The organism is Thermodesulfovibrionia bacterium (assembly GCA_030646035.1).
Taxonomy (GTDB): Bacteria; Nitrospirota; Thermodesulfovibrionia; order UBA6902; family UBA6902; genus JACQZG01.
Genome location: JAUSMY010000030.1, coordinates 140,213 through 154,086 on the forward strand (window position 1 = coordinate 140,213; position 13,874 = coordinate 154,086).

Below are 13,874 nucleotides of genomic sequence, written 5' to 3' on the forward strand. Positions count from 1 at the left end.
CATTTTGTACCTTGTGTTTTCCTACTCATACAACTATACTTTTCTTATTCAAAAAAATACGGCTGGCAGTATACTAATTGTTAGGACTCACGCAAGGTAACATTATGAATGACGAAACCTATAAATCTGCATTACAAAGAAATCTAAATGAAGTAGTTATGGCAAAGTTAGAGTACGATGCTTATCGGGAAATTGATGAGAAATTACTATTGAACTTTTATGATTCTTTTTTTGTACTCGCGCAAGATTCACTTTTCAATGATATGGTTGCGCATATGATAAAAGTATTAGACCAAGATTCTCAAAGCACCACCTTCTGGTACATTTTCAGATATAAATCGGACGAAGTTAAAGAATTCATAAAGCGAGAGAATATAGATTTTATGGCTATCTATGACATTGCAAATAAACTCAAGATCGTCAGGAATAAAACTCATTTCCATATTGACAAGAAAGGCGTAAAGGACCCAAAAGCTGTATGGGCAGATGCAAATATTACATACGATGAACTCAAATCTAATATAGACGCTATTTATAAAATCTTAAACTATTTTCATAACAAAGAATTCAATGTTGATTTTTTAATACCACCAATAAATGATTTGCAATATATTATTAAAGCTTCGGTCGATGCTGGATATGCGTCAAAACTGGAGTCCTAATAATATCGATAGAAGACATATGGCTAAGCAGAAAGCTAAATCAAACGTAATTCCTTTCCCAAGCAAAAAGACACAAGAGAAACCGAGATGCGGGCTTTGCGGGAAAAATACAAATCTGATCCAGACAGATTGCTGTGGGAACTGGATATGTAATGATGAACATAAATATGTCATATTTTCCTAAGCCAGAAATAGTTGCAGCAGGAATCATAGAAGCTTCACCTTGTGCGGTTATCATCAGACTGAAGGACACAGCGGCAACTGGAAAGACTGCTTGGAATGCAGGCATCCTTCAAGACAGAAATGTACGTTTGGTACGGGACTAATGAATACAATTTTGAAAAACTTGAGAACCCGCCTGCTTACGAACCTACAAAATGCTCTCAATGCGGGATCATTATTAATTTAGGGACTGGTGGTTATTCCGCTCTTGGGGATCAATATTGGTGTGAAGAGTGCCATGACATACTGACAAAAGAAAAGATACAGGAATATGAAAATATCAGAAAAAGAAGAAGTGACTAATCACAGGGAACTACTTCAGTAGCTTCTCAAAATCCTTAGCACCAATTATTAGGATCTGCCTTCTTGACAGCAAAGCCTTTTTTATCACATTATCATAGGCAATATAATAGCATCACCTCTGGAAATAATGCGTTAATGCGTGAAAATCTTATTAAACTATACCAGCTTGTATCTGGACGCCGTTTCCTCAAAATTTACAATGAGCTTAAACGTACTGAGTTTCTAGACCGCGACAGCCTTCTGTCCCTGCAACGCGCCAAGCTTTATAAATTGATCTCTTATGCATTTCAGTATGTCCCTTATTACCGCAGAACATTTGATGAAGTGGGTTTCCGCCCTGAGGACTTAGATAAGGATTTCAACAATTTCCGTAAAATTCCTCTTCTTACCAAGAAGGACATTATTGACCACCGTGAAGAATTCTTCACCACCGACATCAAAGTCCGAAAAAACCTTTTACCGACATCGAGCAGCGGCACCTCAGGAATGCCTCTTAGTTTCTGGCAAGACCGCAATCACTGGGATCACTATAAAGCCGATTATTGGAGGTCTCTGTCATATTCTGGGTGGCAGCTTGGTGACAGGACGGCCTACCTATGGGGAATAATGGATGCAAATAAAAATCAGTCGCTATATGCAAGGTTAAGAGAGAGCATGAAAAAAATTGCAGACAATAGTTTCAAATACAGCGCGCTTGATCTTTCCGATGAAAAATATGCAGAGTTAGCACTCCGCATAAGGCAAGAACGTCCGGTACTACTCACAGGCTATGCTTCAGCGTTGTATGCCTTTGCCCAATATCTGCGGAGAAAAAATCTGACCGACCTGAAGCTACGGTCTGTTTATTCCTCGGCAGAGATGCTTTATCCACACCAACGGGAATTTATTAATAAAACATTGAACTGCAGGATTTTTAACCGGTATGTCTCACGTGAACTCGGGATCATAGCATATGAGTGTGAAATGCATAATGGTATGCATGTTAGCATGGAAAATTGCTATGCTGAGGTCATCGGCTCCGATAAAACACAAGACGGAGGAAATGCCGGTGAGATCATATTAACAGATCTGAACAATTTCGGCTTCCCTTTTATAAGGTACTGTCAGGGAGACATGGTGCAAATGAAAGAGCAAGTTTGCGAATGCGGACGGCAGGGAACTGTAATAGAAAGCTTAAAAGGCCGGACGGCTGATTTATTCAGAAGAAGCGATGGGGGGGTAGTATATGGCGCTTTTGATGTTATTCCTAAAAAAGTCAGCGGGATCAAACAATATCAGATAATACAAAGGGAGGTTGACCTTATTATCGTCAGGCTTGTATGTGACAATAAATTTGATCTGAAAGATAAGGAAACAATTACACGCATCATCAGAAAAATCATGGGGGAGGCTGCATTGGTCAGGTTTGAGTTCCATGACAAACTTTCTCTGTCCTTGTCCGGTAAATTCCGGTATTGCTACTCGGAACTGGCTGAGACCCGGCAGAATGAAAAAGAATAAAAGATCACAGGCCGTTATGGTAACAGAAAGCTCTGTGCCACAAATCTACTTCAGTATCTTCTCAAAATCCTTGACATCCCCTTCGCTTACAGGGCCGTAAACGGTCAGTGCAAACGGACTGTTGTTAATGAGTTTCCGGGCAAAGGATTGAAGGTCTTCAAGAGAGACTGAATCTACAAACTTCAATGTCTCCTCAGGCGTATAATATCTACCGTAATTTATCTCCTGCCTTGCGATGCTGGTCATCCTGCTGTTCATGGACTCAAGCGCAAAGATAAGGCTGCCCTTAAGCTGGTTCTTCGCCCTGACAAGCTCTTCGGATGTGACCGTATCTGAGATGTTCCTTATCTCATTCACTGTGATATCAACCACCTCTTTTACATGGCTCTTGTCTGTGCCCGCATAAACGCCCCAGAGGCCGTTATCGGAATATGAAGAGTTATAAGAGCCTATGGAATATACCAGACCCCGTTTCTCCCTTACCTCCTGAAAGAGCCTTGAGCTTGCGCCGGCGCCGATTATCGTGTTGAGGAGATACATCTTGTATCTTTCCGGGCTCTTTGCAGAGATGCCTTTAAGTCCGAGACAGATATGGGACTCTGAGAGATCCTTGACGACAATGTTAAGAGCACCGTTAAATTTCTGCAACGGCAGATCTCCGGCAGCAGAGGCATTATCAAGGCATCCGATAGTCTTTTCAAGGTGCTCTACAAGAAGGCTCTCATTAAAGTTACCGCTGCATGCGACAACAATGTTGCCTGCTCCGTATTTTTCTTTCCTGTATTGTGTAAGTGAGTCCCTTTTGAATCCGTCTATAACCTCAAGGCTTCCGAGAACTGAAAGCCCGAGCCCCTCCTCGCTCCATACACTTTTGCTGAAGAGGTCATGCACCAGATCAGACGGCGAATCCTCGACCATCTTTATCTCTTCAGCGATGATGCCCTTCTCCTTTTCTATATCTTCATCCGGGAATGTAGAATTCTGGAAGATATCGGTCAGGAGTTCAAGCGCCTGCCCTAAGTGGTCATCAAGCACCTTTATATAGAAAGTTGTATTCTCGGTAGATGTGAAGGCGTTGAGTTCTGCACCAAGGTTGTCAGACTCCATGGCGATCTCTTTCGCGTTCCTCTTCACAGTGCCCTTAAAGAACATGTGCTCCAGAAAATGCGAGATCCCGTTGTTTGCGAGGTTCTCATACCTTGCGCCTGTATTTACCCATATACCGACGCAGACGGAACGGACATCATTTGATTTAAATGATACTAAGGGGATGCCGTTGTTAAGGAGCGTCTTTTTATACATTCAGGTATGTAGTGTTTAGAATGAAACTAAAAGTAGAAAATCAGGTCTTCCCCTGTCGGGGAAAACCCTGGAGAGTCTTTATGAATTATCCGGCATGGCATCTTTACGGCTGACGCCTACCTTACCTGTCTTATCCAGCTTGATTACCTTTACAGGGAATACATCTCCCTCTTTTATCTCGTCAGAGACATTTTCAACCCTCTTGTTTGATATCTGAGAGATATGAAGCAACGCCTCTTTACCTGGCAATATCTCTACAAAAGCGCCGAAGTCAACCACTCTCATTACCTTAGCAGTATATATTTTCCCCATCTCAGGCTCTTCCAATATGCCCTTGATAATTTCAATGGCCTTCTGTGCTGATGCCTCGTCATTTGAGGCGATACTGATAAGGCCTGTATCATCCACATTGATCTTGGCGCCTGTCTCCTCTATTATGCCTCTTATGACCTTGCCGCCGGTTCCGATAATATCCCTTATCTTGTCGGTCTTTATCATCATGGTGTATATCCTCGGAGCATACTTTGCGAGGTCTTCCCTTGGAGTTGTAAGGACTTCATTCATCTTTCCGAGAATATGGAGCCTGCCCTTCTTTGCCTGTTCAAGTCCCTCTTCCATTATCTGCCTTGAAACGCCGTTGATCTTTACATCCATTTGAAAGGCAGTTATGCCCTCGGAAGTGCCGGTCACCTTAAAGTCCATATCACCGAGGTGATCTTCAAGCCCGAGTATATCCGTAAGCACTACGGTCTTGTCACCTTCTTTAATCAAACCCATAGCTATACCGGCAACAGGCGCCTTGATAGGCACACCAGCATCCATAAGAGCCATTGTTCCGCCGCAGACTGTGGCCATTGAGGAAGAACCGTTTGACTCAAGTATGTCAGATACTATCCTTATGGTATATGGGAATTTAGCCCTATCAGGGAGCATCGCCTTTAACGCACGCTCAGCAAGCATGCCATGGCCGATCTCTCTCCTGCCTGCGCCACGGAGAAACTTTACTTCTCCGACGCTGAAAGGCGGGAAATTGTAATGCAGCATGAAGGTCTTCTTATACTCTCCCTCAAGAGAATCTATCCTCTGCTCATCATCCGAGGTGCCGAGTGTAACAACGGTAAGGGCTTGTGTCTCACCCCTTTGAAAGAGCGCTGAACCATGAGCCCTTGGAAGTATTCCTACATCACAGCTTATCTTTCTGACCTCATCCGGCTTTCTGCCGTCAGCCCTTATACCCTTTTCGAGGATCATATTCCTGACCAGGTCTTTCTCTATTTTATCGAATCCGGATGATATATCCCTGGATATGTCATTCTCGGCTGTATTCAGTTCAGCTATCACATCATGTTTGATATTATCAAGGACTGACTGACGCATCAGCTTATCCGGGATTACAATTGCCCCTTTGATCTTCTCAAGGCATATGGAGGATATTTTATTTAATAACTCTTCATTTGTCTCAGGCGGTGTTACCGTTCTCTTTTCCTGGCCTGCTATTGAAACAAAATCTTTCTGTAACTGAACATAACGTTTTATCTCATTATGGGCAAGCTCAAGCGCCTGAAGAAGGACAGCCTCAGTGACCTCTGTGCCTCCGCCCTCTACCATCATTACAGCATTCTCAGTACCTGCAACAACAAGAGAGAAGTCGCATGAATCTGTCTCCTGAAGATTTGGATTCATGATAAATGTGTCACCCATGATGCCAACCCTTACAGCGCCGACAGGGCCGTCAAAAGGGATATTAGAAATACTAAGTGCTGCGGACATGCCGATAATGCCGAGTATGTCTGATATATTCTCTTCTCCGAATGAAAGAACGGATACTATGCCCTGTGTCTCTGAATAAAAACCATCCGGAAATAGAGGCCTTGTGGGCCTGTCAATGAGGCGGGATGTTAAGGTCTCCTTTTCAGTAGCCCTGCCTTCCCTCTTAAAGAAACCGCCCGGGATCTTACCGGCAGCGTAGGTCTTCTCTTGATAATCAATGGTGAGGGGGAAAAAATCTATATCTTTTCTTGCTTCCTTCTTTGCAACTACTGTCGCGAGCACCATGGTGTCGCCGTATTTTACAATAACAGAGCCGTCTGCCTGCTTTGCAAATTTTCCGGTTTCAAGCGCAAGCGAATTGCCTCTTACTTCAAGTTCAACTTTTTTTACCATTTAGAAACTAACCCCTTAAGCCGAGCTCATCAATGAGCTTATCATAGCGCTTTCTCTCTGTTCTCTTCAGATAGCCAAGCAGCCTGCGTCTTCTCCCCACAAGCTTCAGAAGCCCCTTTCTGGAGTTCTGGTCTTTTTTGTGGGTCTGAAAATGCGACATAAGAGCGTTTAGTCTCCCGCTTATCAAAGCGATCTGAACCTCTGGAGAACCTGTGTCAGTCCCGTGAAGTTCAAACTTTTTTATTATCTCGGTCTTGTTTTCGTTGTAGGTTGCCATTTAATTTACCTTTCCTTATTTAGCGAATAAAATTATAGCATAAGACTTCTGTGTATGTAAACAATGTTTAAAAAAAATATAATATTGACAAATAATCTGCAAAAATCTAACTCAGGCTGTAATTTCTGTGCTAATCATTAAATGACATCCTCACATCCTTAACCTTGCCAAAACTCATTCTATGGATCGGGCAGGGCCCGTGCAAAAAGAGGCATTCAATATGGTCCCTGGTCCCGTATCCCTTATGGGCAATGAAATTAAAACCGGGATACTCTCCATGGTAATCCTGCATAATATCATCTCTCACTACCTTCGCAACAACTGATGCGGCAGCTATAGATGCGCTTTTGGCATCACCCTTTATTATATTCTCCTGCCTTATATTTATATCAGGCAGCTTAACAGCATCGATCAATAGAATATCCGGCTTCAGACTAAGGCCCTCAAGCGCAGTCTTCATGGCAAGCTTTGTAGCCTGAAGAATATTTATCCTGTCTATGGTCCCCGCATCTATTATACCGACCCCGACATCGGCGCATCTGCTCACAACCTCCCAGAATATCCTCTTCCTTTTTTTTTCGGGTATCTTCTTCGAATCATCAAGCCCGTGTATAACAAGTCCCGCAGGAAGGATCACTACAGCAGCTACAACCGGGCCGGCAAGAGGCCCCCTTCCTGCCTCATCAATGCCGGCTATAACAGGAAAGTTCCTGCGAATATCCTCGTCATATAAAAAGTTTGGCGGAAGGGCGTTCATCTTAAACTAAGGTCTCAATAAAAGCACAATTTAAAAAAATTAAAAAGAAATGAGCAAAACTCAATGAGTTCTGCTCATCATTACTATTGTTCTGCCTGAAATTATTTATATTTATAAAGAAATGAAAGACTTTTCCTTGATCTTTGCGGCCTTACCCTTCTTGCCTCTCAAGTAATAAAGCTTTGCTCTTCTCACAACTCCTCTTTTCACTACCTCAATACCATCAACAAGCGGAGAATGAAGCGGGATAATCCTTTCAACTCCTACTCCATATGAAATCTTTCTGACTACAAAATTCTCGCGGATACTGCCTCCGCTGCGAGCGATAACCACCCCTTGATAGGCCTGTATCCTCTCTTTTTCACCTTCTTTGACCTTCATCTTGACATTAACAGTATCGCCTATACTGAAATGGGGAATCTCTTTCTTAAAACCCTCTTCTATCGTCTTTATTGCATTCATTTTACTGCTCCTCCTCTATCTCTGAGATCAGTTTTTTATCTAAATCTGTTAAATTATTTTTTTTGAGCAGTTCCGGCCTCATCTGCATGGTCTTTCTCAGTGCCTCTTTCCTTTTCCAGGTCTCTATATCCTTATGATTACCGGATATGAGAACCTCCGGAACTCCAAGCCCTCTGAACTCCCTGGGCCTTGTGTAGTGGGGATAGTCAAGCAAACCCCACGAAAACGACTCATCCTCAATCGACTTTTCGTCACCCAGAACACCCGGAATAAGTCTTGTAACTGCATCTATAATAACAAGAGCTGCGAGTTCCCCGCCTGTCAAAACATAGTCTCCAATCGAGACCTCTTCATCAACAAGCGAAAGCCTTACCCTCTCGTCAATCCCCTCATAACGGCCGCATATAAATACCAGCCTCTTCTCTTCTCTTGAGAATTCCTCTGCCATCGACTGGTCAAAGGTTTTTCCCTGCGGGCTAAGAAGAACAACCCTTCTCTGCTCCCCATCCTCACTAAGGGCATCCATTGCCTTGAATATCGGCTCGGGTTTAAATACCATCCCAGGCCCGCCGCCGAATGGATAATCGTCTGTTTCTTTATGCCTGCCTTCTGCAAAGTCCCTTAAGTTGCAGACTGTTGCATCAAGCAGCCTCTTTTGGCGCGCTATCTTTAAAATTCCTTCATCAAGATAAGCGCTTATTATCTCAGGGAAGATAGTTAAAACATCACATCTCATATTGAAGCCTTATAATTGAAGAAGAGGAGCAAACTCCTCCTCTTCAGTAAGGCAGTAATATATTAATGATATATATTGCAGCAGGTTATTCCAGAATTTCAAGCACAGCACGCTTCCCAAGCTTTGTCCCTGTAGCACTCAGGATGGTCCTCATAGCCCTTGCTGTCTTGCCCTGCTTGCCAATCACCTTTCCAAGATCGCTTGTTGCAACACGAAGCTCAAAAACCACAGTCCTCTCCCCGTCTATCTCAGCAACCGATACCTCATCCGGGTTATCAACCAGTGACTTCGCCATTTTCTCAACCAGTTCCTTCATTTCAACCTCCATACAAATTGGGGATGATAGTTAGATACCAGAGATCTGCAAAAGTTTTTTTACTTGAGATGATGGCTGTGCCCCGCAACCGAGCCAGTATTTAGCCCTTTCCGTATCGATCTTGATCGTTGAAGGATCCGTCAAGGGGTTATATGTCCCGATTATCTCAAGAAATACTCCATCTCTCGGCTTTCTTGAGTCTGCCACAATTACCCTGTAAAATGGCTGCTTCTTTGCGCCTTTTCTTGTTAGTCTTATCTTTACCAAATCATTCCTCCGTTCATATTTGTAGCTTGTAATGATACAAAATTTATAACATAAGATACAAGTGCATAAATAACTGCCTATTAATTAATGAATTAGAATTTAAACTGCGGCATGCCAAAGCCTTTGCCCATTTTAAACCGCTTCATCATCTTTTTCATGCCCAGATGCTGCTTGAGAAGCTTGTTAACTTCAGCAATGTTCCTGCCGCTTCCTGCAGCTATCCTCTTCTTTCTGCCGGCAGATATGAGAACACGGTTCTCTCTCTCATCCCTTGTCATGGAATTAATTATCGCCTCGACACTGACAAAGGCGTTATCGTCTATTTTGACACCTTTAAGCTGTTTGCTCATTCCGGGTATCATATTCAGGACATTTTCAAGCGGCCCCATCTTCTTGATCTGTTTTATTTGGCTCTTGAGATCCTCAAAAGTAAACCTGTCCTTCTTCAGGCTCTCTTCGAGCTTCATTGACTCTTTAACATCAACAGCCTCTTGAGCCTTCTCTACAAGGCTGACGACATCTCCCATGCCGAGTATCCTTGAAGCCATTCCATCAGGGCTGAAGGGCTCGAGGAAATCGATCTTTTCTCCGACTCCTATAAATTTTATAGGTTTCCCGGTAACAGAAAGTATAGACAAGGCGGCGCCGCCGCGAGCGTCACCGTCCATCTTTGTGAGGATGATGCCGCTTAGGTCAAGCCTGTCATTAAATGATTTTGCGATATTAACGGCATCCTGTCCTGTCATGGCATCGGCAACAAGCAGTATCTCATGCGGATTCGATTCTCTCTTAATATCCTCAAGCTGCATCATCAGGTCATCGTCTATGTGAAGACGGCCGGCTGTATCAAGCAGAATGACATCTCTGCCATCGACATTTGCCTTCTTAAGAGCCATTGGAAATACACCAACCGGATTATCTCCCGGCTTTGTCTCATAAACAGGCACCTCGATCTGCAGCCCAAGCGCCTTAAGTTGCTCTATCGCTGCCGGCCTTTCAGTATCCAGCGCGACAAGCATCGGCCTTCTTCCGTCTTTCTTAAACCTTTTTGCCAGCTTGGCTATTGTCGTGGTCTTACCTGAACCATGAAGGCCTACCAGCATTATGACGGTCGGCGGATTCGGGGCAAGGGATATTTTGCTCTGGCCCCCGCCCATCAGCTCGCAGAGTTCATCATGAACGATCTTTACGACCTGCTGTCCCGGAGTGATGCTGTCAATGACCTCTTTGCCTACGGCCCTTTCCTTGACCTTTTCAACAAAGTCCTTGACGACCTTGAAGCTCACGTCTGCCTCAAGGAGCGCTATCCTTATCTCCTTCATGGCAGCCGCAATATCATCCTCCCTAAGAAGGCCGCGGCCCTTCAGCTTCTTTAATATGCCGTCTAATCTTTCTGATAATGATTCAAACATAATCTCACTTAATAATTACTGTTAATCCTCGTTAAAGTTATGCTCTATATATTTCTCAGCAGACATCGCTGCTGTTGCTCCATCACCCACTGCAGTGCATATCTGTTTTAATGACCCTGCCCGGATATCACCTACACCATATACTCCAGGCGCTGATGTGGACATCTTGTCGTCTGAAATTATGTAGCCTTTGTCATCAAGGCGGACAATACCTTTAAGAAATGCGGAATTCGGATTATATCCCACATATATAAAGACCCCATGAACATCGAGGACTGTCCTTTCACCGGTCTTGACATTCTTTATATGCAGGGCTTTTACGCCGCTCTCCCCCTCTATCCTTTCAGGTACGGAGTCAAGTATGAATTTAACCTTGGGATTTGAGGAAGCCCTCTCCTGCGCTATCATAGCCGCTCTGAAACGGTCGCGCCTATGCACAATATAGACCATATCGGCAAACCTTGTAAGGAACATCGCTTCCTCAACAGCAGAGTCTCCGCCGCCGATGACCGCGAGCTTCTCGCCCTTAAAGAACGCACCATCGCATATCGCACAATATGAAACGCCTTTACCCCTCAGCTCGCCTTCACCAGCTATATTTAAAAGCTTGGGGCTCGCTCCGGTAGCAAGGATAACGGTCTTTGACTCATACTGCATGCCGTTCTCAAGTGTTATGCGCTTGACCTTATCCTTTAGAGAGACCTCGGTTACTGACCCCTGAACAATATCAAGCCCGAACTTTGTGGCGTGCTTTTCAAATCTCTGAGAGAGCTCAGCTCCGGAAATCCCTTCCTCAAAGCCTGGGTAATTCTCAACCCACTCAGTGGTCATTACCTGCCCGCCTGCAAAACCCTTCTCAATAAGAAGTGTCTTCAGCCGCGCCCTTGAAGCATAAAGCCCTGCTGTAAGACCAGCAGGGCCTCCGCCGATAATTATTACATCTAAGCTCATTTATTTAATTGCTATAGGAGGGAGTTTATTTTCGCTGCAAGCGTCGCCTTGGGTACGGCGCCGACAAGCTGGTCAATGTTCTTACCGTTCTTAAAGAACATAAGTGTAGGAATACCCCTGATATTAAAGCGGCTTGCAAGGTCAGGATTCTCATCTGTATTGATCTTGCCGAAAGCAGCCTTGCCCACATATTCAGTGGCAAGTTCTTCCACGATCGGACTTATTATCTTGCACGGCCCGCACCATGTCGCCCAGAAATCAACAACAACCAGGCCCGCAGCCTGAGCCACATCCTTCTCAAATGAACTGCTTGTCACATTTATAACGTCACCCATGATCCCCTCCTGTATAATGTTTTATCTGATATGTAATATTCCTGAAACAGATTAATTATATTGCTTGGATAAGTTCTTTGTCAATTATTAATTATTGCCGCATTTATAATAGATAACATCACAATAATACATTGAAAATAATATACATCACGGTTAAAATCGGGGATACCTTTAAATGAACAAAACCATATTCATGATCCACGGGATGATGGCAGGGCCGTGGTGCTGGGAAAATTACAAAAACTTCTTTGAGGCGAAAGGATACCGATGCGTCACACCGTCGCTAAGGTATCACGATATGGATCCGGCTGACGCCCCTTATCTTAAATTAGGGACAACAGGTATCCTGGATTATATTGAAGACCTTGAGAAAGAGATATTGAAACTCGATGCTCCCCCAATAATAATGGGGCATTCAATGGGCGGCCTTCTCGCGCAGATACTTGTAAGCCGCAACCTTGCAGAGGCCTCGGTGCTTCTCTGCCCTGCCCCACCATACGGAGTTATGGCACTGAAGCCTTCGGCTGTAAGATGCTTTTCAGAGGTTCTGATGACACGAGGGTTTTGGAGAAAGCCCTTCCGATTCTCGTTTAAAAAGACGGTTTACTCATGCCTGCATTTAATGCCTGAGGAAGATCAGAAAGAGGCTTACGGCAAACTTGTATACGAATCAGGAAGAGCGGCATTTGAGGTTGGACTCTGGTTTCTCGACAATAAGAAAGCTTCAAGAGTAAATCCCGAAGAGGTTAAATGCCCCCTGCTTGTAATCTCAGGGAAAGAAGACCGCATAATCCCTGCATCGGTGGTGAAGAAGGTGGCGAACAGATACAAATCTGTTTCAACCTACAAAGAGTTTGACAACCACGCGCACTGGGTAATAGGAGAACCGGGCTGGGAAGAAATAGCTGAATCCATACATAAATGGCTTGGGGCAAATGTTGATTAAACTCCATGCTTTGTATTTTTTTTGATAATAATTTATCATTTTTAATATTTCAAAAAGGAGAAAGATCATGCCAGAGATAAAGAGCAGAGAAGAAGGCCCGGTGCCGGGAATAGAATATTCAGAGATACATATCCCGGATGATAATGACCTCGGGACAGGCACGTTCAAGACCGTGCTTAAAGAAGATATAATGGGCAAGATAAACCCGATAATCAGCAGCATAGCTAATGAGGAGCCTGACTTTCTCATGCTTGTAACAATAAACACAGCCATTGAGGAGATCAATGTCATGCTCGGAAAGTCCGAGAAAGTGCCGCCGGTTTCCCGCGCTTTCTTCAGCATCCCGAAAGAGGTCGACATCAAAGCCACGCACACTATTGACGCGCACTTCAAAGAATGGAAAGTGACAGAGGTTGAGTTGGATGGGCAGAAGCTGGAGATGATAGACTGACCGGCAATATCTATTTTTGTGGTCGATCTTACTCCCTATTCAGTGTGTGCCTATTGTTCATCACCAACCGCCTCATCATATTCAGGCGCGACGATACCCCGTTTAACCATGATGCTGTAAATAAGGCGGGAGCGGTTTGCCACATATCGGGAATCGCCGAGCGGATTGAACTTGCGCGGATTCGGCAAAACCGCCGCGAGCCTTGAGGCTTCCTCAGGCCCGAGCGCAGATGCCGGTTTATTATAGTAATGCCTTGACGCAGCCTCTATGCCGAATATCCCCTTGTCTCCCCATTCTGCGACATTCAGGTAAAGTTCGAGTATCCGCTTTTTTGAGAGCGCCTTTTCCATGCGCCATGTGATGACCGCCTCCCTGATCTTTCTGACAGGACTTTTTGACGGCGAAAGAAAAAGGTTCTTTGCAAGCTGCTGGCTGATGGTGCTTGCGCCGAGCTTGAACTTCTTCGCCTTTACATCTTTCTCCAAAGCCTTCTGTATCGCCTCGTAATCAAAACCCTCATGGCTCCAGAATTTATCGTCTTCTCCTATCAGAACAGCTTTAGTAAGATAAGGCGATATCGAACCGAGTGGAACCCACTTCTGAATGACCTTGTATTTCTTCCCATCGCGCGCCCATTCATCTTCGCGATATTTCATGAACGCCGTCTTCTCAGGGTTCTCCTTCTTCAGCGCGGAGATATTGGGATAGATGAATTGAACCGCGATACCCCCGACGATGATGAGGAATATTATTAAGAGCAGCTTTTTATAAAATGGGCTCTTCTTTTTTCTCTTTGCCATTCTCTAAAAGTC

Annotated in this window: 16 protein-coding genes and 1 pseudogene; 5 read left to right on the forward strand and 12 right to left on the reverse strand. The window is 44.2% G+C overall.

Annotated elements, in window-relative coordinates; all coding sequences use genetic code 11:
- Nucleotides 1–104: 104 nt before the first annotated feature.
- The 3 genes from Q7U10_04365 (at nucleotide 105) to Q7U10_04375 (ending at nucleotide 2,687) form a co-directional block, all read left to right on the forward strand.
- Nucleotides 105–662: a hypothetical protein gene (locus tag Q7U10_04365; GenBank protein MDO8281845.1), complete on the forward strand. Its 558-nt coding sequence runs from the start codon at nucleotides 105–107 to the stop codon at nucleotides 660–662.
- Nucleotides 663–941: 279 nt separating this feature from the next.
- Nucleotides 942–1,187, forward strand: coding sequence for a hypothetical protein (locus Q7U10_04370; GenBank protein ID MDO8281846.1), 246 nt, complete (start codon nucleotides 942–944; stop codon nucleotides 1,185–1,187).
- 63 nt (nucleotides 1,188–1,250) lie between these two features.
- Nucleotides 1,251–2,687, forward strand: a complete 1,437-nt coding sequence (locus tag Q7U10_04375; GenBank protein ID MDO8281847.1) for a hypothetical protein — start codon at nucleotides 1,251–1,253, stop codon at nucleotides 2,685–2,687.
- A gap of 45 nt (nucleotides 2,688–2,732) precedes the next feature.
- Here the strand turns inward: Q7U10_04375 and Q7U10_04380 are convergent, their stop codons facing one another.
- The 11 genes from Q7U10_04380 to trxA all read right to left on the reverse strand — a co-directional run bounded on the left by Q7U10_04380 (nucleotide 2,733) and on the right by trxA (nucleotide 11,665).
- A complete protein-coding gene (locus Q7U10_04380) occupies nucleotides 2,733–3,989 on the reverse strand; it encodes a pitrilysin family protein (protein ID MDO8281848.1) in 1,257 nt (418 codons plus the stop codon).
- A gap of 78 nt (nucleotides 3,990–4,067) precedes the next feature.
- Entirely contained in the window at nucleotides 4,068–6,152 is a 2,085-nt protein-coding gene (gene pnp / locus Q7U10_04385) for a polyribonucleotide nucleotidyltransferase (GenBank protein MDO8281849.1), read from the reverse strand.
- A gap of 7 nt (nucleotides 6,153–6,159) precedes the next feature.
- Nucleotides 6,160–6,429 carry a 30S ribosomal protein S15 gene (gene rpsO / locus Q7U10_04390; GenBank protein ID MDO8281850.1) on the reverse strand — a complete coding sequence of 90 codons (270 nt, stop codon included), beginning with the start codon at nucleotides 6,427–6,429 and terminating at the stop codon, nucleotides 6,160–6,162.
- Nucleotides 6,430–6,559: 130 nt separating this feature from the next.
- The gene (locus Q7U10_04395; protein MDO8281851.1) at nucleotides 6,560–7,186 is read right to left on the reverse strand and encodes a ribonuclease HII; all 627 of its coding nucleotides are present in this window, start codon (nucleotides 7,184–7,186) and stop codon (nucleotides 6,560–6,562) included.
- A gap of 111 nt (nucleotides 7,187–7,297) precedes the next feature.
- Nucleotides 7,298–7,648 carry a 50S ribosomal protein L19 gene (rplS, locus tag Q7U10_04400; protein ID MDO8281852.1) on the reverse strand — a complete coding sequence of 117 codons (351 nt, stop codon included), beginning with the start codon at nucleotides 7,646–7,648 and terminating at the stop codon, nucleotides 7,298–7,300.
- Between the two features lies 1 nt (nucleotide 7,649).
- Complete coding sequence (gene trmD, locus Q7U10_04405) at nucleotides 7,650–8,384, reverse strand: tRNA (guanosine(37)-N1)-methyltransferase TrmD (GenBank protein MDO8281853.1); 735 nt, start codon at nucleotides 8,382–8,384, stop codon at nucleotides 7,650–7,652.
- 85 nt (nucleotides 8,385–8,469) lie between these two features.
- The gene (locus tag Q7U10_04410; protein MDO8281854.1) at nucleotides 8,470–8,700 is read right to left on the reverse strand and encodes a KH domain-containing protein; all 231 of its coding nucleotides are present in this window, start codon (nucleotides 8,698–8,700) and stop codon (nucleotides 8,470–8,472) included.
- A 30-nt stretch (nucleotides 8,701–8,730) separates the two neighbouring features.
- On the reverse strand, nucleotides 8,731–8,967 hold the full coding sequence (rpsP, locus tag Q7U10_04415; protein MDO8281855.1) for a 30S ribosomal protein S16: 237 nt from the start codon (nucleotides 8,965–8,967) through the stop codon (nucleotides 8,731–8,733).
- 92 nt (nucleotides 8,968–9,059) lie between these two features.
- A complete protein-coding gene (gene ffh, locus Q7U10_04420; GenBank protein ID MDO8281856.1) occupies nucleotides 9,060–10,379 on the reverse strand; it encodes a signal recognition particle protein in 1,320 nt (439 codons plus the stop codon).
- A 21-nt stretch (nucleotides 10,380–10,400) separates the two neighbouring features.
- The gene (gene trxB, locus Q7U10_04425) at nucleotides 10,401–11,330 is read right to left on the reverse strand and encodes a thioredoxin-disulfide reductase (GenBank protein ID MDO8281857.1); all 930 of its coding nucleotides are present in this window, start codon (nucleotides 11,328–11,330) and stop codon (nucleotides 10,401–10,403) included.
- Between the two features lie 11 nt (nucleotides 11,331–11,341).
- Nucleotides 11,342–11,665, reverse strand: coding sequence for a thioredoxin (gene trxA, locus Q7U10_04430; protein MDO8281858.1), 324 nt, complete (start codon nucleotides 11,663–11,665; stop codon nucleotides 11,342–11,344).
- A gap of 175 nt (nucleotides 11,666–11,840) precedes the next feature.
- Between trxA and Q7U10_04435 the strand changes: the two genes are divergently transcribed.
- Both Q7U10_04435 and Q7U10_04440 read left to right on the forward strand, forming a co-directional pair.
- Nucleotides 11,841–12,611 (forward strand): alpha/beta hydrolase, encoded by a 771-nt coding sequence (locus Q7U10_04435; protein ID MDO8281859.1) that lies wholly within the window; start codon nucleotides 11,841–11,843, stop codon nucleotides 12,609–12,611.
- A gap of 67 nt (nucleotides 12,612–12,678) precedes the next feature.
- Complete coding sequence (locus Q7U10_04440) at nucleotides 12,679–13,062, forward strand: hypothetical protein (protein ID MDO8281860.1); 384 nt, start codon at nucleotides 12,679–12,681, stop codon at nucleotides 13,060–13,062.
- A gap of 65 nt (nucleotides 13,063–13,127) precedes the next feature.
- Here Q7U10_04440 and mtgA read toward each other — a convergent pair.
- A pseudogene (gene mtgA, locus Q7U10_04445) lies at nucleotides 13,128–13,862 on the reverse strand (monofunctional biosynthetic peptidoglycan transglycosylase).
- Nucleotides 13,863–13,874: the final 12 nt, after the last annotated feature.